The 17136-nt window shown below is 62.8% G+C and carries 16 protein-coding genes; 2 read left to right on the top strand and 14 right to left on the bottom strand.

Features of this window, described 5'->3' with window-relative positions; translation table 11 throughout:
• Positions 1–89: 89 nt before the first annotated feature.
• The 8 genes from pal to C7G41_RS07640 form a co-directional block, all read right to left on the bottom strand.
• Positions 90–578, bottom strand: a complete 489-nt coding sequence (pal, locus tag C7G41_RS07675; RefSeq protein ID WP_026232595.1) for a peptidoglycan-associated lipoprotein Pal — start codon at positions 576–578, stop codon at positions 90–92.
• Between the two features lie 271 nt (positions 579–849).
• On the bottom strand, positions 850–1614 hold the full coding sequence (locus C7G41_RS07670; protein WP_007596306.1) for a hypothetical protein: 765 nt from the start codon (positions 1612–1614) through the stop codon (positions 850–852).
• A 160-nt stretch (positions 1615–1774) separates the two neighbouring features.
• Positions 1775–4105 carry a bifunctional diguanylate cyclase/phosphodiesterase gene (locus C7G41_RS07665; RefSeq protein ID WP_106941967.1) on the bottom strand — a complete coding sequence of 777 codons (2331 nt, stop codon included), beginning with the start codon at positions 4103–4105 and terminating at the stop codon, positions 1775–1777.
• A gap of 243 nt (positions 4106–4348) precedes the next feature.
• Positions 4349–5695 (bottom strand): Tol-Pal system beta propeller repeat protein TolB, encoded by a 1347-nt coding sequence (gene tolB, locus C7G41_RS07660; RefSeq protein WP_106942194.1) that lies wholly within the window; start codon positions 5693–5695, stop codon positions 4349–4351.
• A gap of 41 nt (positions 5696–5736) precedes the next feature.
• Positions 5737–6708, bottom strand: coding sequence for a protein TolA (locus C7G41_RS07655; protein WP_106941966.1), 972 nt, complete (start codon positions 6706–6708; stop codon positions 5737–5739).
• Positions 6709–6711: 3 nt separating this feature from the next.
• Entirely contained in the window at positions 6712–7161 is a 450-nt protein-coding gene (tolR, locus tag C7G41_RS07650; RefSeq protein WP_018453789.1) for a protein TolR, read from the bottom strand.
• A gap of 43 nt (positions 7162–7204) precedes the next feature.
• On the bottom strand, positions 7205–7921 hold the full coding sequence (gene tolQ / locus C7G41_RS07645; RefSeq protein WP_007596319.1) for a protein TolQ: 717 nt from the start codon (positions 7919–7921) through the stop codon (positions 7205–7207).
• Positions 7922–8341: 420 nt separating this feature from the next.
• A complete protein-coding gene (locus tag C7G41_RS07640) occupies positions 8342–9109 on the bottom strand; it encodes a serine acetyltransferase (RefSeq protein ID WP_106941965.1) in 768 nt (255 codons plus the stop codon).
• 313 nt (positions 9110–9422) lie between these two features.
• Between C7G41_RS07640 and C7G41_RS07635 the strand changes: the two genes are divergently transcribed.
• Complete coding sequence (locus C7G41_RS07635; protein ID WP_106941964.1) at positions 9423–10586, top strand: acyl-CoA desaturase; 1164 nt, start codon at positions 9423–9425, stop codon at positions 10584–10586.
• Between the two features lie 156 nt (positions 10587–10742).
• Here C7G41_RS07635 and C7G41_RS07630 read toward each other — a convergent pair whose 3' ends face one another.
• The 5 genes from C7G41_RS07630 to C7G41_RS07610 form a co-directional block, all read right to left on the bottom strand.
• On the bottom strand, positions 10743–11228 hold the full coding sequence (locus C7G41_RS07630; protein WP_106941963.1) for a DUF2852 domain-containing protein: 486 nt from the start codon (positions 11226–11228) through the stop codon (positions 10743–10745).
• A 120-nt stretch (positions 11229–11348) separates the two neighbouring features.
• A complete protein-coding gene (locus C7G41_RS07625) occupies positions 11349–12089 on the bottom strand; it encodes a TetR/AcrR family transcriptional regulator (RefSeq protein ID WP_063994768.1) in 741 nt (246 codons plus the stop codon).
• A 95-nt stretch (positions 12090–12184) separates the two neighbouring features.
• A complete protein-coding gene (locus tag C7G41_RS07620; RefSeq protein WP_106941962.1) occupies positions 12185–12547 on the bottom strand; it encodes a hypothetical protein in 363 nt (120 codons plus the stop codon).
• Between the two features lie 38 nt (positions 12548–12585).
• Positions 12586–12990, bottom strand: a complete 405-nt coding sequence (locus C7G41_RS07615; RefSeq protein ID WP_106942193.1) for a YciI family protein — start codon at positions 12988–12990, stop codon at positions 12586–12588.
• A 161-nt stretch (positions 12991–13151) separates the two neighbouring features.
• Entirely contained in the window at positions 13152–13514 is a 363-nt protein-coding gene (locus C7G41_RS07610; protein ID WP_106941961.1) for a nuclear transport factor 2 family protein, read from the bottom strand.
• 317 nt (positions 13515–13831) lie between these two features.
• Here C7G41_RS07610 and C7G41_RS07605 point away from each other — a divergent pair, with 317 nt between their 5' ends.
• Entirely contained in the window at positions 13832–15496 is a 1665-nt protein-coding gene (locus tag C7G41_RS07605) for a PAS domain-containing methyl-accepting chemotaxis protein (RefSeq protein WP_106941960.1), read from the top strand.
• A gap of 49 nt (positions 15497–15545) precedes the next feature.
• Here the strand turns inward: C7G41_RS07605 and C7G41_RS07600 are convergent, their stop codons facing one another.
• Positions 15546–17051 (bottom strand): M6 family metalloprotease domain-containing protein, encoded by a 1506-nt coding sequence (locus C7G41_RS07600; RefSeq protein ID WP_158267995.1) that lies wholly within the window; start codon positions 17049–17051, stop codon positions 15546–15548.
• Positions 17052–17136: the final 85 nt, after the last annotated feature.

Here is a 17136-nt window from a genome sequence, read left to right as displayed (position 1 = left end):
TTTCTGTCACAGATCGCTGAAACGAAACCGGCGCCCGAGAGGGCGCCGGCATAATCGGTTTCTGAAGATGAACGGCGCCTGACCGATCGTCAGGAGCTCGCGTTCAGCACGGTGACGGCGCGGCGATTCTGCGACCAGCAGGAGATGTCGTTACAAACGGCCACCGGCCGCTCCTTGCCGTACGAAATCGTGCGCATGCGGTTCGGATCGATGCCGCGCGAGGCGAGGAACGAACGCACCGATTGGGCGCGGCGGGCACCGAGCGCGATGTTGTATTCGCGGGTGCCGCGTTCGTCGGCATGACCTTCGACGGTGAAGCTGTAGCGCGGATAGCTCTGGAGCCACTGCGCCTGCTTCTCCAGGGTCACGATCGCTTGCGGGGTCAGATCGGTCTGGTCGCTTTCGAAGAACACGCGGTCGCCGACATTGACGACGAAGTCTTGCTGGCTGCCCGGCGTCGCCGCGTTGGCCATCGCATCCGTGGCAGAGTTCTTGTTGGCGCAGGCACCCATCGACAACGCGACGGCAAGCACCGCGGCCAGCTTCAATCCCTGGAGGATGCGCATAGGATGTTTCATTCCGGAGCCTCCACGCTCACGTTTCGTCCACTGCTGTCCGGTCTACAGGGGGTTGGTTAAGCGAACGTTCCGTCAACCTTGATGGAACCTTGCCACAGCCGGTCAAATGCCCCCAACCAGCGAAAAGCAAACGTCATGGTTAATGGGTTGTAAATGTGGCGCGATGGTGAAGGCAAGCGCCGCCGACCGGCAAAAACCGCGGCCTTTGCTGGAATTTTAGGCTCGTGGCGTGGAGACCCTGGGACCAGATCCTGAGGCCAGACCCTGGGGCCTAGCGGGCAGAACCCGTTGCCGAGGCGGCTACGTCCGGGGTCCGCTGGGTGGCTAGCGACACCGGCCGCGGGGCCGCCTGGCGCGGGCCGCTGCGTTGAAACAACATGCGCCGCTCAAAAGCGCTGGAGCGCATGATCGGAAAGCGCGTCAGGACCTTTTCCCGCTGGTTCCGGAAATCGGACGCCATCAGCACGGCCTTCTTGGTAGGCCAGCCCGGAAACCCGCGGGGCTCCGGCGAAATGGTCTCGTGCAGGAAGATGCGGCGATAAAACGCCTGATGGTCGGTCCGGATCATGGCCAGCCCGGTGTCGGCGTTGAAATGATCGCAAGCCACAAAAGCAAGCCGCACCGTCAGATAGGGCAGCTCCGGAAAACGCTGGTGCTTTTCGGGATCGGCAACAAACCGGCATGGATCGATGAGAACTTCGCCGCGGTCGAGGCGGGGATGCAGGACGTCGCCAAACACTTCGGTGGTGTAGGACATCCGCCAGTCCGACGTCAGGACGTGAATGCGAACGGAGCTGCAGAGCTCTCCATCGACATAGACCCCGAAATTCCAGGTGTTTGGCGCATCGTCGAAGCGATCGGTCACGCGCCGCGACTCGGACGGCTCGATCAGCCCAGCGTGCAGGTAGGCCCGGTACCGCATCAGATAGAGGTTGTCTCGGTCCTCAGGAGTTTCGATGAGGCGGTAATCGATGCGGTCAAACAGAGCGGCTCCCCGCGGAAGGAGCACCGTTTGCGGTTCGGCTCCAGACGTCATCCAGTATCCCTACACTCCAAGCAACTTCTGCGAGTGCAGCAAGATTAATGGTTCATTAACGGAATTGCAAAGGCTTAGAAACGTTAGGGTTAACCTTTGCGGCCCGCAAAAACACGGGCGAACAAGAGCCAAAGGCGTTGAAGAAGCGGGCGGTGAAAGATCAGGCGATCGATCGCGAGGACACTATGACGAGCTGGTCCTCAGCCCCGCGACGGCCATGCGAGGCATTGAGCAACTGGCGAATCCGGACTGCCGGCACCGGCCGGCTGAACAGATAGCCCTGCCCTTCGGTCACGGTGCCGTCGGCGCTGATCAGCTCGAGCTGATCATTGGTCTCGATGCCCTCGACCACGACCGCCATGCCGAGATCGGCCGACAGCCGCGCCACGCCGCGCAGCAGCGTCAGCGGCCGATCGGCATCGATGCCTTCGAGGAAGGAGCGGTCGATCTTCACCTTCTGCATCGGGAAATTGTGCAGGTAGCTGAGGCTCGAATAGCCGGTGCCGAAATCATCCAGCGAAATGCGCACGCCGATCGCATGCAATTGCGACAGGATGTCGTGCGTGAGCTGGGTGTTGCGCAACAGCGAGGATTCCGTGATCTCGATCTCCAGCCGATGCGCCGGCAGCCCCGAAACCTCGAGCGCATAGCGGATTTCGCTCAAGACGTCGCGCTGGTGGAATTGCTGCGGCGAGAAGTTCACGGCGACGCTGACGCCCTCCGGCCATTTCATGCATTCCATGCAGGCGCGGCGCAGAATCCAGCGGCCGAGATCGACGATCAGCCCCATGTCCTCGGCGACCGGGATGATGTCGACCGGCGAAACCGTGCCCCGCACCGGATGATTCCAGCGCAGCAGCGCCTCGCACGTCGTGATCTTGCCGGACTTCAGATTGACCAGCGGCTGGTAAAACAGCTCGAACTCCTCGTTGGCGAGCGCCTTGCGCAGATCGAGCTCGAGGATGCGGCGCGCCTCGACGGTGGCCGCCATCTCGTCGCGGAAGAAGCAGAAGGTGCCGCGACCGTCGGCCTTGGCCCGGTACAGCGCCATGTCGGCGTTCTTGAGCAGCGTGTCCGCGCTGACGCCCTCCGGCGCGGTCAACGCGATGCCGACGCTGGCGCCGATCTCGACCAGATGATTATCGATGCGGTAGCGCTCGCTCAGCCGCTCGACGATGCGGCGGGCGAGACTTGCGGCGTCCTCGGCCGAACTGATGTTCTGCTGGAACACGACGAATTCGTCGCCGCCGAAGCGGGCGACGAAATCCTCAGGGCGCAGCATCTCGCGCAGGCGGTTGGCGACCGCGCACAGGAGCTGGTCGCCGCAGGGATGGCCGAGCGTATCGTTCACCTGCTTGAACTGGTCGAGGTCGACGAACAGCAGCGCGGACAGGCGCTCGGCGTCGTGCGAGATCGCCAGCAGCCTTTCGATCTCATCGCGGAAATGAACGCGGTTGGGGAGCGCTGTGAGGTCGTCGTAGCGCGCCAGATGCGTAATTTTGGCTTCGGCGCTGCGACGGTCGGTAATGTCCTCGAGCAGCACGACCGCGCCACCGTCAGCCATCGGCTGGACAGTCCAGGACAACGACCGGTTTCGCTGCGTATCGGGATCGGCGGTGATGATCTCCGTGGCTTGCGAACTCTCGATGTCCGCGACGATCCGCTCGCCGCTCCCAGCTGAGATGGATCCGGCACTCACGCACGCCGCGACGATGTCACGGGCGTTGATGCCGCGCTGCGCAAGGCCTTCCGGCAGATTCATCATTGCGCCGAAGCGGTGGTTCATGACCGCCAGCTGTCCGTCGACGCGGAACATGCAGAGGCCGTGCGGCATGTTGTTCAGCGCCGTGTCGAACTGGCCGGCGAGCGCGGCTTCACGCTCCCGCGCCACGACCGCTCCCATGAAGATTCGGTGCAGATTCACCGAGAGCTGCATGATTGCCATCAGGAACGCGGCGCTGACCAGCGCCATCGCGATATAGTAGGGCGTTCCACGCAGCGCCAAGGCAAGCACGGCCGGGCCGAAAATCAGCACGGCCTGGAGGTGGAAGATCGCAGGCCGGCCGTATGCCCTGCCCGCGCCGCCCGCCGCGATTCCGGTGGTGACCGACAAGGCGATCATGTGGGCTACGGCGTCGTCCGTGGCCAACAGGGCAGTGGCGCACCAGATGCCGATCGCAGCCGCCTGGATCTTTGCCCCGATCTGATAGCGCTTCTGCCAGCGTGCGGCCGCCCCGACGGTCATGACCGCCTGACGTGCCTGATAGAGGCGCAGGTCGATCGCCCGCGCGGTCCCGGCCAGGACAAGAAGCGCGACACACGCCCAGATCAGCGGCTCGCCGGTCCTCAGCGCGGTGAGGGCCGCACCGATCGACACGAAAATGAGTCCGGCCAGCAACGGACCCGGCGCTTCGAACAGCGAATCGATTTGCGCCGCCGAAGTTTTCGGCGGCCGCTGTTCCGGCTCTCCGCTCTGACTTGCAAACTGCATCTGGTGTTTACGCGCGTCCTGTCTGGAGCGCAGTTTTACCGATCCGGTATGAAGTCTTTCTGAGGGAACATCGTTAAAGTCGAGTTGTTTTGAGCGACCAATAATCGAAATACATCAATAGAAACAAACCCATGGGAAAAGTTTGCCGAGTGCAACCTTAAAGAACAATTATTGCGGGGAAACATCGCGCCAAGTTTTCGAAAAAGGCGCACGGTCAAATCATCGCGCACCGAGGACGGGGGGCTAGCCCGATGTCGAGGACAAGAGCGGCGACCATGCCGGGTCGGAGGCGAAGCCCGGCGTCGGCACCTTCAGCTCGTTGCGTCCCGAGATGTCGACGGAGAACAGCGATGGCCCGCCGCTGCCGCCGGGATCGCGGAAGAACATCAGCACGCGGCCGTTCGGCGAGAAGGTCGGACCTTCGTTGTGGTAGCCGGAGGTGAGAAGCCGTTCGCCGGAGCCATCCGGCTTCATGACGCCGATCGAGAACTGTCCGCCACCTTGCCTGGTGAAGGCGATGTAATCGCCGCGCGGCGACCACACCGGGGTCGAATAGGTGGCGTTGTTGTCGTCCTTCGAGAAGGAGATGCGCTGCGCCGCTCCGCCGCCCGCTGCCATGACATAGATCTGCGATCTGCCGCCGCGATCGGACTCGAAGCAGATGCGGGTGCCGTCCGGGGAGTAGGAAGGAGAGGTGTCAATCGCGGGCGTGTCGGTGAGGCGCGTGGTCGAGCGCGAGCGCAGATCCATCACGAACAGGTTGGAATTGCCGCCCTGCTGCAGGCTCATGATGACGCGCTGGCCGTCCGGCGAGAACCTCGGCGCAAAGGTCATGCCCGGGAAGTTGCCGACGATCTCGCGCTGGCCGGTCTCGATGTTGAACAGGTAGACCTTCGGATCGCCCTGGCCGAATTCCATGTAGGTGATCTCTTGCGAGTTCGGCGAGAAGCGCGGCGTCAGCACGAGGTCGGAGCCGCGGGTCAGATAGCGCACATTGGCGCCGTCCTGGTCCATCATCGCGAGCCGCTTGACGCGGCGCTCCTTCGGCCCGGTCTCGTCCACGAACACTACGCGGCTGTCGAAATAGCCCTTCTCGCCGGTCAGCTTCTCATAGATTTGGTCGGAGATGATGTGGGCGATCCGGCGCCAATATTCCGGCGAGGTGAAATATTGTTGGCCGGCGAGCTGCTGGCCGGTGACCACGTCCCACAAGCGGAATTCGGCCTTGAGGCGGCCGTCCGGCTGCCGCGTCATGCGGCCGGTGACGAGGGCCTGCGCGTTGAGGGTTTTCCAGTTCTCGAATTGCGGCGCGACGTCGATGTTGCTGATGCGCTCGATGAAGGCGGCCTGGTCGACGGGCGCGAACAGGCCCGAGCGCTTCAGATTGTTGGTAATGACCTGGGTGACGCCGTTTCCGACCTCGCCGTCGGCCGGCGAGCCCGGCACGAAATTGGTGATCGCGATCGGAATCGGCCGAAACTCGGTGGGATCGATGCGGAGCCGTCCCTGCGGCTGCTGGGCGAATGCCTGTCCGCTCCCCAGCATCGCGAGCGTCGATCCGGTCAGGGTCATGAAGCGGCGGCGGTTCATCGATCGAACGTCATTCATCGCAAAATTCTTTTGTTCGGATGTCACAACATGTCTTTCAGGCCGAAAGTCATCGGAATGAGCTTCCAGCTCTCATATTGCTGCTTCGGCATGAAGGAATAGGCCGCACACTGCACGATGGCGCGTCTGGCACTCTCCGCCACCGCCTGTGCGATCGACCGCGACGGTCCCCTCACCGCGACGACGATCGGCTCGGATGCGAGCGATCCGTCGATCTTCATGGGAATGTCGATGTCGGCTTCGTATTGATCTGCATCCTGCCCGTTATAGGTCGGCGTGAAGCAGCGCTTCACCGCCCCCTGGAACGCCCCCCGCCAGGTCGCAATGTTGTTGGCGGCCGTTCCGGTCGTCGATCCCAGCGAGGCCGACGCATTCAGCGTCGAGCCGGCGAGTTCGTGCCGGGTCGCGGCGCGCTTGTCGAGATCACGCTGGATCTGCGCGGGATCGAAGCTGCGCTCCTTGGGCTTCGGCTGCTGCGGCGGCTGCACCGCCGCGACCTTTTGCTCAGGCGGCTTGGGCGGCGGCTTCTTGGTCTCCAGCTTCTTCTGGAGCTCGGCGATCGGATCTTCCTTGGCCGGATCAGGCTTCTTTTCCGGAGGCTTCGGCTCTTGCTTAGGTTCTTCTTTGGGCTTCGCCTCAGCCACGGGCTTCGGCGGCTCGGGCTTCTTCTCGACCGGCTTCTCCACCGGCTTCGGCGGCGGCTCAGGCGTCGAGTTGGTCTTGATCAGCTCTTTCTTCTCGGTGACCTTGCCGACGGCATCTTCCTCGGGCTTGGCTTCCGCGATCTTCTCGACCTTCGGCTTCGGCTCTTTCTTGTCGCCGGTCTTCTGCCCCGACATCATCTGCGCGAGCTGGTCGGTGGAGATGATGTCGATCGGCAGCGACTCTTCCGCCGGCACGAAGGCCCTGCTGCTAAAGGTGACGAGCCCCCATCCCAGCACGAGGACGTGGAGGGCAATCGACGCAACGAGTGTCTTGTCGACCTTCACCTTCACGGGCTACCCCTGATCCGCTTCCGTGACGAGCGCCAGCTTCTTGAATCCTGCGCCGGACAACTGGCCCATCACCTTGGCCACCGTCCCGTAATCGGCCTTCTTGTCGGCACGCAGATAGATGCGTTCCTCAAGCCCTCCGCGCGCGTCCGTGATCGCCTTCAGCTTCGGGATCAGTTCGTTGATCGCGATCTCGGCGTCGTTGATGAACACCTTGCCCTTGATGTCCACTGACATCTGGATCGGCTTCTGGTCGTTGTTTTCGAGGCTCTTGGCCTGGGTCTGCGGCAGGTCGAGCGGCACGCCGACCGTCAGCATCGGCGCCGACACCATGAAGATGATGAGCAGCACCAGCATCACGTCCACCATCGGCGTGACGTTGATCTCGGCCACGACCGGCTTGCGCCGGCCACGGCGCCCACCGCCTCCGGACGAACTCGCAACGTTCATGCCCATGGTCTGGTGCCCAAATTGCCCTTCACACTATACATGCCGTCCGTCAGCCCCGCTCGTCGATCTGGCGCGACAGGATGGCTGAAAATTCATCGGCGAAGCCTTCGAGCCGCTGGGCCTGCCGGTTCACCTCGGAGGTGAACTTATTGTAGAAAATAGTGGCAGGAATGGCGGCGATAAGGCCGACGGCGGTCGCAAACAGCGCCTCCGCGATACCGGGGGCCACCACCGCCAGGGAGGTATTTTTCGACGCCGCGATCGACTGGAAGCTCGACATGATGCCCCAAACGGTGCCGAACAGGCCGACGAAGGGGCCTGCGGAGCCGACGGTGGCGAGCACCAGCAGCCGGCGTTCCAGCCGCTCGACCTCGCGGGCGATCGAGACATTCATGACCTTGTCGATGCGCATCTGAAGGCCTGCGACCGAGCGGGCCTGGCTCTCGAACGAACGCTTCCATTCGCGCATCGCCGCGACGAAGCAGGCCGCCATGGAATGCGTCGGCTTGGCCGAGAGCGTGCGATAGAGGTCTTCGATCGACTCGCCGGACCAGAAGGCCTGCTCGAAACGGTCCATCGAGCGGCGGGTGCGGGCAAACAGGAAGATTTTGTCGATGGCGATCGCCCAGACCCAGACCGAGCAGGCGAGAAGCCCCAGCATCACCGCTTTCACGATCCAGTGAGCCTGCCAGAACAGCGCGATCAGCGACACGTCCGCGGAAGCGGCAACCGGAAGGGCTGACTGAGCCACGTCGGCCGGATTCATAAGCAGTATCCTCTCAAGGCGATCGTTACCTGATGTCCCGACCTAATGTCCCGGCCAGCAAATGGCCGCCGGTTCCCCAATAGCCGCGCTAGAACCGGCGCGGCCGGCAAGCCCGCTCAAAGCCTTGTCTTTCTGGGGTGCAGGGCTCGTCCAAAGCCGGCCGCCTGCATTCCCTGCCAAGATGTCAAAACTATGGGCCCGACCCCAAGGCTCAGACTTCAGGCTTTGGGCGCGATTGTCCGCAATTACCAGAGCCCGGCGATGGTTAATGCTAGGTTACCGCAGACGAATTTGAGTGCGGGAAAGGTAGGCAGCGCAGGGGGATGGGTGGCGCGGCGGTCCGACCCCGCCGGCGGAGACTGAGCGCGCGGAACCGGCTGCCCGCCGCGTTCGCCACGCCGCCCGCCTTTTCGAGGGGCGTCAGGCCGCGGAGGCGGGTTCGGGGCAATTGATCAGCCGCGCCGGATTACCGATGGCGGTGCAACCCCGGGGCACGTCGCTCGTCACGACGGTGTCGGCGCCGATCTTTGCAAAATCGCCGATCTGGACGTTGCCGAGAATGGTCGCGCCGGAGCCGATGAAAACGCCGCGACCAATGCGAGGCGAGCGGGCCGGCAGTTCCGTGCCGCGACCGATGCTGACGTTCTGAAGGATGGTGGCCGCGTCGCCGATCACCACATTGGCACCGATCACGATGCCGGTGGCGTGGTCGAGATACACCGACGATCCCAGGCTCGCCGCCGGATGAATGCTGACCTGCAGGACGTTCGACGCCTCGTTCTGAAACAGCAGCGCGGCGTCGCGATGGTCATGATGCCAGAGCCAGTTCGAGACACGCCAGGCCTGCAAGGCGACATAGCCCTTGAAATGCAGCAGCGGCGCCAGCACTCCGGCGATGGCGGGATCGCGGAGCACGATGGCTTGCAAGTCGCGGCCGGCCGTCTCGATCAGGTCCGGCTGGCTACCAAAGGCGTCGCGGGAAAATGTCGCGAAGCGCTCGCGTTCGGCTGCGCCGTCGCCAAGCCGGCGCCCGATCAGGTCGGACAGTGCGGCGGTAAAATCGTCATGGGCGAGGATGAGACCGACAAGAGCCTTGCCGAACATGGGGTCGGCTGCCGCTGCGCGCTGCGCCTCGTCGCGGATCGTCTGCCAGAGGCTCTCGCTCGGCATGATCGCAGCTGCCGTCATCGTTGCCGCCTGCGGTGTTTTGACGCTTCCTTTTCACTGTCGAATATAGACCGTCGGCGGCCCGCGCGCCACGCGCCCCGTGAGGCTACGAGCTTGCATGCCAGGCGGCCCGGATCATATATATGGAGGCAGTCGAGTTCCCGGCCGAAGCTATGGTCTCAGGTTCGTGCTGCCGCGCTGGCCCGGGTTGTTCAGGCAGTATCTCGTTCAAGGCCCCGCAGTGGTCCGCCATCCCCGGGTTTGTCGCACACAGCGGCCCTCAGTGCTGCCGAAGCGAAGCCCGGATCCCCGTCATCCAAGGTCACGCCAATACATGTCGCCCAACGCCTCCGCCGACGACCAACACGACGACATCATGTATCCCTCCGCACTGCCGTTCCTGCTGGTCCATCTCGGCTGCATTGCGGCCATCTGGACCGGCGTTACCTGGCAGGCCATCGCGATCTGCGCCTCACTGTATGTCGTGCGCATGTTCGCAATCGGAGCAGGCTACCACCGCTATTTCTCCCATCGGGCCTTTGCGACCGGCCGGGTGTTTCAGTTCATCCTGGCCTGCCTCGCGCAAAGCACCGCCCAGAAAAGCGTTTTGTGGTGGGCGGCCAAGCATCGACATCATCATCTGCATTCCGATACCGAAGACGACGTGCATTCGCCGCGTCATCGAGGCTTCCTCTACAGTCATCTCGGCTGGATTTTCTACCGGGAACACGATGGGACCGATCTCGTGAAAGTCGGCGATTTCGCCGCCTATCCCGAGCTGATGTGGCTGCATCGGCTGGAACTTCTGCCGGCCGTGACGCTGGCTGCGCTCTGCTTCCTGGTTGCCGGATGGTCCGGTCTCGTCGTCGGCTTCCTGTGGAGCACCGTGCTGGTCTATCACGCGACCTTCTGCATCAACTCCCTCGCCCATGTGCACGGACGCAAGCGGTACGTGACCGGCGATGATTCCCGCAACAATTGGCTGCTGGCCTTGTTCACCCTCGGTGAGGGCTGGCACAACAATCACCACGCCTACCAGAGCAGCGTGCGGCAAGGTTTTCGCTGGTGGGAAATCGACGTCACCTATTACATCCTGAAGATGCTGTCCTGGTTCGGAATCGTCTGGAACATGAAGTCGCCGCCCGAGCAGGTGCTGCGCAACGAGCAGCCGCTCGGCGCACGCGTCATCAACCGGGCGGCGCGCGAGCTTGCCGGACGCTTCGATGCGCAGACCCTGGCGCACGCGATCTCGTCGGCGCTCCGCCGAGCCGATTTGGCCCAGTTGCAACTGCCGACGCTGCACGACATCCTGGGTCGCGCGCACGAAGGCGTCGATGCGCTGACGCATCTGCATTTGCCGAAGATTCCGACCCGCGACGAGTTTCTCGCCGAGGCCAAGGCGATGTTCGCGCGAACGCGATCACTCAACGAGATCGTGGACTACGCCTACGAACACTTCCTGGAGTCGGTTCGCGCGCAGCTCGCCACGGCGCGCTGACCAACCAATCCAATCCAGACGGTCGCGGCAGCCTGCCGCGCATTCCCGAAACCAAACCGCCCGCCTGCGGGTTGCGCAGGCGGGCGGCTCGGGGCCATCAGGACTTTGGGGGCATGCGCCTGACGGCTTTGAGAGGCGTCAATCCCGAGATCAACCTCAACCTTGCTGCTGGTCGGTCGGCGGCGGGGTCGGGCGCGTCTTGTGTTGCGCCATGAACTGGTCGAACTCTTCCTTGTCCTTGGCGTGACGCAGACGGTCGAGGAAGTTCTTGAACTCGACCTGCTCCTCCTCGAGCCGCTGCAGTGTCTCGGTGCGGTACTCGTCAAAGGCGCGGTTGCCGCTCGAGGGCGGGCCGAAGCCAAAGCCGAAACCGCTGCGCTCCATGCGGCCGCGCATACGGTCCATCTTGTACTGCATCCGCTCCATCTTGTTCTGCCAGCGATCCTGGTTGCTCCAGCACGACATTCTTCTGCTCCCGAGTGTGAAAAAGAGAAGGGCAAGTCCGATCGGCCACCAGAAGATGAAACCGAGGATGGTCACGGCGATCCAGCCGGGATGCCAGGGCGTATTGAGCATATGGGGGCGCTCGTAGTGTTGGTCCGAAGGGCCGCGCCATCGATTGACATCAGCGGTGTAGGCCATTTCCCTCTCCATGACGGCATCAGCGCCGTTGTGAATGTAAATAACATTTACATAGGTAGATCATCCCGCGATTTTGTCAAGCCGACCGCCTGACAGGGCGGGGGAATTATTTGGGTAACTTTATTTCGGCTTGCCCCAGGGACCACCGGGCGGCACGCCAGAACCGGAGGATGCCTCCGGGGGCACGGGCGGCGGCTCGGCGCTTTTCGCCGGGGGACGGCGATCGGTGGGGAAGCCGAGACCGCGCAGATAGATCAGCACCTCAGCTTCGAGCAGCTCGTCCGGCGACATCGGCAGCTTTCGACGCGCGGCGTCGCCGCGGGAGAACAGCGAGGCCACGCCATGCGCCATCGACCAGATGTGCAGTGCCATCATCATCGCCGGCGGCCGCGGCGTGCCCGGCGGCGCCAGCGCGGCAAGCCGCTCCGCCGCGGCACGAATGATGTTGAAAGCACGCTCGCTGGCAGCCTGGAGCGCCGGATTGGAATCCACCGGCACGCCCGATTCGAACATCGCGTTGTAGAACGCGGGCTCCTCGCGGGCGAAGGCGAGATAGGCCCTGCCGACACGCTCGAACGCCGTGACGGTGTCAGGCCGTCCGTCGTCCCAGGCCGCGGTCAGGCGCGATTCGAACTGCTCGAAGCCGCGCTGGGCGATCGAGGACAGCAGTTCTTCACGGTCGCGAAAATGCCGGTACGGTGCCGCCGCACTGACGCCGGCCATCCGCGCGGCATCGGCAAAGGTGAAGCCGGCCGCGCCCTTCTCGGCAATCAGCCCTAGGGCGGCCTGCAACAGGGCTTCCTTCAGATTGCCGTGATGATAGCCGCGCTCGGCGCGGCGCGTCTCCTTGCGCCAGCTCATGTGAACGACCTTTACATGAGCCGGGCATGAAGGTCACTAGCCGCGACGGGTTCGATCGCCCGTATTCTTCCCGGTCCGGCGCGCCGGCCGAACTGCTAGCCGCCGGGGATCGGCAGCACCGGCATGATCTCGACGCGTTCGCCGGGGAAGATCGTGAAGTGCGGGTGGTTCTCGAACATCTTCGCCGCGGCCTCATGGGACGCTGCGCGCACGACGGTGAATGCGCCCATCTCGTTGGTGATGTCGGCGATGCCCTTGCCGTCGACCTTCTTGGTCTTGCCGAGCGGGCCGCCCATGGCCTGAATCGCGCCCTGGTGCTTTTCGACCCAGCCTTTCCAACCCGCCATGCCCTCCTGCTCCTTCGCCTTGCGCTCGGCCTCGGGCATCGCATTCCATGCGGCCCATTTGGAGCTGGTCTTGCTGCCGAGGAAAACGGCGAGATAGGTGTCGGTGCTCATCGGTTCTCTCCCTTGGTGATGGATAGACGAAGCTGCGGCTATATCTTTAGGTCGCCGAAACCGGCGGCGGCCTCCTGCACGTCAGGCGGAAAGTCGCTGATCTCTTGCACCTGACGGATCTCGATGATTTCGTTCGGTGCGGCCGGACATCGCCGGGCCCAGGCGATCGCCTCGGCGCGCGAGGCAACCTCGATCATCCAGTACCCGCCGAGCACTTCCTTGGCCTCGGCGAAGGGACCATCGATCACGACAGCCTCGCCGGCCGCAAATGAGACGCGCGCGCCCATCGACGGCGGATGCAGTCCATCGAGCGTGATCAGCACGCCGGCGTCCTTCAGCGCTTCGTTGTAGCGCATCATCGCCGCGACCCGCTCGGGATCGAGCTGAACGTCGGGCGGCGCGGTATCGTAGCCGAGCGGGATCATCAGCATCATGAATCGCATGAGCATTCCTTGCGTGCTTCTGTCGTTCGGGTTGCGCGGCGAGGCGCCACTCCGGAAGGACGGGGAGCGACGGCCGGGCCGCCCGCCCTCACCTCCAAGACGAAGGAACCCTGACGGAACCGACAGGTGACGAAAATTATTCTGGAAATTCTTGGCTGGCGTCAGCGCGGCTGCGGCAGGAAACGCCCATCCTGCCGGGCAGCGCCGAAATAGACCTCGATGCGGCGAACCTTGCCGCCGGCGAAGGTGAAGAACTCGGTGTTGCGAAAGCTCCTGCCGTCTGTCGCCAGGCAGAGGTAGGTGACGAAGGCCTCGTCGCCTTGGACGAAAATCCGCTCGATGTCGTGCCGTGCGATCCAGCCGGTGTCCTTCCAGCAACGCTCGAAATAGGCCGCCTTGTCGAGGTCGTCGTCGAACGGGCTGGTGAAGCGAAAATCATCGGCCAATGCGTCGGCGACCCGTTGCCGGTCGTTGCCGAGATAGGCGGCGAAGAGGTCTCGAATCAGGTGTTCGCGGTCAGTCATGGAACGTCCCGTGGTCAGCATCGTCTTGAAGACGACTGACGCACGGCCCCGCCGACACCGGGCGCGGTTGCAACCACGCGAAAAATAATGCACGCGGCGGCCCGTACAAATACGGCCCATTCTATGAACTCCGCCGTGCATATAGATCGAGAATGCACGCAATTTGAGCAACATGGCGCGCGGAGTCGAAATGGCGGAACGAGTGCAACCCCGTGCAGGGATTTACCGTTGCTCAAGAAGACCATGCAACTTTTTGGCTTGAGCGAAACGATATGACAATTCGGCTGATTCGCCCCTCAGCAATAGGCGGAGCTTACGTGTTCAATTTTCAGAGCAAGAAAGTCAGGCACGCGGTCGCGGAGGTCGAGGCGCTCGACCGGTCCCAGGCCGTGATCGAATTCGGCCTCGACGGCACCATTCTCGATGCCAACGAAAATCTCCTCAAGATGAGCGGATATGCGCTCTCGGAGATCAAGGGCAAGCATCACAGCATCTTCGTCAGCCCGACTGAACGCGAGAGCGCCCGTTACCGCGACTTCTGGGCCAGCCTGAACCGCGGCGAGTTCCAGACCACGCAATACAAGCGCTTCGGCAAGGACGGCAAGGAAGTCTGGGTCCACGCCTCCTACGCGCCGCTGCGCGACGAGAACGGCAAGGTGGTCAGCTTCATCAAGTTCGCCACCGACATCACGGCATACAAGGTCAAGACCATGGAGGATGCGGGCAAGATCGCCGCGATCAGCCGGGCTCAGGCCGTGATTGAATTCAACATGGACGGCACCATCGTCACCGCCAACGAAAATTTCCTGGGCGCGGTGGGCTACGCGCTGGACGAGATCCAGGGCAAGCACCACAGCATGTTCGTGACGCCCGAAGATCGTGCGAGCGCGGCCTATGCCGACTTCTGGGCGCGGCTGAATCGCGGCCAGTTCGAAGCCGCCGAATACAAGCGAATCGGCAAGGGCGGACGCGAAATCTGGATTCTCGCGACCTACAACCCGATCCTCGACGAGACCGGCAAGCCGTTCAAGGTGGTGAAGTTCGCAACCGACGTCACCGCGCAGAAGATGAAGGCGGCCGACAATGACGGACAGCTCGCCGCGATCCAGAAATCGCAGGCGGTGATCGAGTTCAATATGGACGGCACCATCCGCACCGCCAACGAGAACTTCTTGAAGGCGATGGGATATTCGCTGGCGGAGATCACGGGACAGCACCACTCCATGTTCGTCGAGCCGAACGAGAAGAATTCGGCGGCCTACCGCCAGTTCTGGGAGACGCTCAACCGCGGTGAATACCAGGCCGCCGAATACAAGCGGATCGCCAAGGGCGGCCGCGAAATCTGGATCCAGGCGTCCTACAACCCGATCCTCGACCTCAACGGAAAACCCTACAAGGTGGTGAAATATGCCACCGACATCACCGCGCAGGCGATCGGCCGCAAGAAGGCCGACAACGCGCGCGGTCTGATCGAAGCGGTCGCGGCCGGCAGCGAAGAGATGAGCGCCTCGATTCGCGAGATCTCCGCGACCATGGCGAAGTCGCGCGAGAATTCGAAGGTCGCGACCACCCGCGTCGAGGCCGCCGACGGCCAGGCGCAGCGGCTGAACGCGGCGGCGCAGGCGATGAGCGGCATCGTCGAGATGATCTCGGGCATCACCGGCCAGATCAACCTGCTCGCGCTCAACGCCACGATCGAATCGGCGCGCGCGGGCGAAGCCGGCCGCGGCTTCGCCGTGGTCGCCTCCGAGGTAAAGAGCCTCGCCAACCAGGCCAAGCAGGCGACCGACACCATCACCTCCGAAATCGACGCGCTGAACACCATCTCCGGCGACGTTGCAAGCTCGCTGACCGCAATCAAGGTCGCGATCGCCGGCGTCAACGAATTCATCGCCTCCACCGCCGCCGCGGTCGAGGAACAGAGCATCGTGACGGCCGACATGTCGGCCAACATGCAGCGGGCCACGGCGGAGCTGGCTTAGGCGCCGTCCATCTCTTTCTCGATCTCCGTCATCCCCGAGGCTCGCCCTCCTACCGCTTTGGTGCGCGTCGTGCTTTCCCGGCGCGCGCCTTCTTTGCGGTTGCCCTCACGCTTGCCGGCTTCACTCCCCCGGACTTCTTCGGCTGCTTGCTCTTTGACTTCTTCGCCTTCTTTGACTTCTTTGTCTTCTTCACACGCTTCTTCTTCGTGCTGGAAGCGCCGGCAAAGCTGATGTCGAGCGTGATCACGCCGTCATCGTTCAACTTGATGTTCTTGAGACTGATCCCGGATTGCGTTCCGGGAAAAGACGTGGAGGCGAGGCCCAGGTCGGAAAGCTCGAAGTGGTTCTCCGAACCGGGAAAGGGATCGCCGGCATCACCCTGATTTCCATCATTCGGATTGTTGAGGTCGTTGCTGCCGTCTGCCTGCACGAGCACAAGGCCGGCTTTATCCTTGTTGTTCATCTTCTTGCGCTCGTCGACCTTCCAGACCAGCAGACCTTCGCCGGGGAGGTCAAAATCGAAGCCGACCTTCTTCCTGTTTTCGAGCAGCAGATATTGCTCGTCCCGAAACTTCGGGCTCTTGACCTTGACGATCTCTCCGCTTGTCGCCGTGTAGGGCTTCATCGTCAGCTTCGCCGAAGCAGTAATGGTCGACGCCTTGACCCATCCGTGCTGCAACTTATGCAGGGGCGCTGGATGCGCCGGACGCGCCCCATTGCCGTTATAGGATCCGCTCGCCATCAGATCCCACATGCCGGTCCCGTCCCAATAGGTTCCGTCGTCATTGTAGTTCGGATCGTAGAAGTCCTGCCATTCGAAGGCGAGGTGCCCAAGCTCGTGCGCGCAGACCCCGACCTTGCAATCGTTGGGGACCGTCAAATAGATCGTGGCGGATAAATCCTGCGCCACCTCGATCGGATTCTTGAGATTCCATTTGTGCGACCAGATGTGCTTGCCCTGGAGCGCGACGCTCTGCATCTCCTCGGCGCCGCGACCCGAATGAATGATAAAAAGCGCGGTAATGATACCGCGGTTGAACTTGTCGAGCGATGAATCGAATTTCACGCCAGTGGCGAGCGCGACCTTGACCGCGTCTTCGGCCAAGCGCTGCGCGTTGCGGGGATAGCTGCCCTCCTGCATCCCCGATTCACCGTTGGTGTAGTAGGAGTATGGTTGCGGCATACGCAGCCAGCCGTGAACGGAGCCCGTGACGTCGACCTTGCCGTGGCTCGCTTCCTTGTAGAAGTCGCGCATGCTGCCCGTGGGGTATGTTCCCTTGGAGAATAGCAGATCTTCGTAATGCGATTTCTCCAAAGTTCCCGGGCGATCCTCGAAATCGACCAGCAACGCCTTGACCTTCACCTCGCCCTGGACCTGGTGCTTGGGAATATCAAGCTTCAGCGGACCACCCGGTGACGGCACGAACTGGGCTTCGTCGTCCATTCCAACCAGGTCGACAGACGGGTCAACGAATTTGATCTTGGCAAGATATTCCGCGAAGGACATCGTCTTGTATTCGGCAGACCGCTTGTACTCCATGTACAGCGTCGCCATGACGTCCGGAGAGGGCGGCACCCTGCAGGCAAACCTCCCGTGGCCATTTCCGCAGCGGCAACTCCACCGGCCCGCCGATACTATC

The sequence above is a fragment of the Bradyrhizobium sp. MOS002 genome (assembly GCF_003020115.1).
In the GTDB taxonomy this organism is placed as follows: Bacteria; Pseudomonadota; Alphaproteobacteria; order Rhizobiales; family Xanthobacteraceae; genus Bradyrhizobium.
The sequence above is the reverse complement of the archived record's forward strand: the minus strand, read 5'-3'. Positions and strand labels throughout refer to the sequence as shown.

Excerpts from the sequence above, each read along its gene's own strand:
- C7G41_RS07670 (WP_007596306.1), bottom strand. The coding sequence starts at position 1,614 with ATGACGTCTGGAGCCGAACCGCAAACGGTGCTCCTTCCGCGGGGAGCC.
- tolB (WP_106942194.1), bottom strand. The coding sequence starts at position 5,695 with ATGAACCGCCGCCGCTTCATGACCCTGACCGGATCGACGCTCGCGATG.
- C7G41_RS07640 (WP_106941965.1), bottom strand. The coding sequence starts at position 9,109 with ATGACGGCAGCTGCGATCATGCCGAGCGAGAGCCTCTGGCAGACGATC.
- tolQ (WP_007596319.1), bottom strand. The coding sequence starts at position 7,921 with ATGAATCCGGCCGACGTGGCTCAGTCAGCCCTTCCGGTTGCCGCTTCC.
- pal (WP_026232595.1), bottom strand. The coding sequence starts at position 578 with ATGAAACATCCTATGCGCATCCTCCAGGGATTGAAGCTGGCCGCGGTG.
- C7G41_RS07600 (WP_158267995.1), bottom strand. The coding sequence starts at position 17,051 with ATGGCGACGCTGTACATGGAGTACAAGCGGTCTGCCGAATACAAGACG.
- C7G41_RS07620 (WP_106941962.1), bottom strand. The coding sequence starts at position 12,547 with ATGAGCACCGACACCTATCTCGCCGTTTTCCTCGGCAGCAAGACCAGC.
- C7G41_RS07630 (WP_106941963.1), bottom strand. The coding sequence starts at position 11,228 with ATGGCCTACACCGCTGATGTCAATCGATGGCGCGGCCCTTCGGACCAA.
- C7G41_RS07610 (WP_106941961.1), bottom strand. The coding sequence starts at position 13,514 with ATGACTGACCGCGAACACCTGATTCGAGACCTCTTCGCCGCCTATCTC.
- tolR (WP_018453789.1), bottom strand. The coding sequence starts at position 7,161 with ATGGGCATGAACGTTGCGAGTTCGTCCGGAGGCGGTGGGCGCCGTGGC.
- C7G41_RS07625 (WP_063994768.1), bottom strand. The coding sequence starts at position 12,089 with ATGAGCTGGCGCAAGGAGACGCGCCGCGCCGAGCGCGGCTATCATCAC.
- C7G41_RS07615 (WP_106942193.1), bottom strand. The coding sequence starts at position 12,990 with ATGCGATTCATGATGCTGATGATCCCGCTCGGCTACGATACCGCGCCG.
- C7G41_RS07665 (WP_106941967.1), bottom strand. The coding sequence starts at position 4,105 with ATGCAGTTTGCAAGTCAGAGCGGAGAGCCGGAACAGCGGCCGCCGAAA.
- C7G41_RS07635 (WP_106941964.1), top strand. The coding sequence starts at position 9,423 with ATGTCGCCCAACGCCTCCGCCGACGACCAACACGACGACATCATGTAT.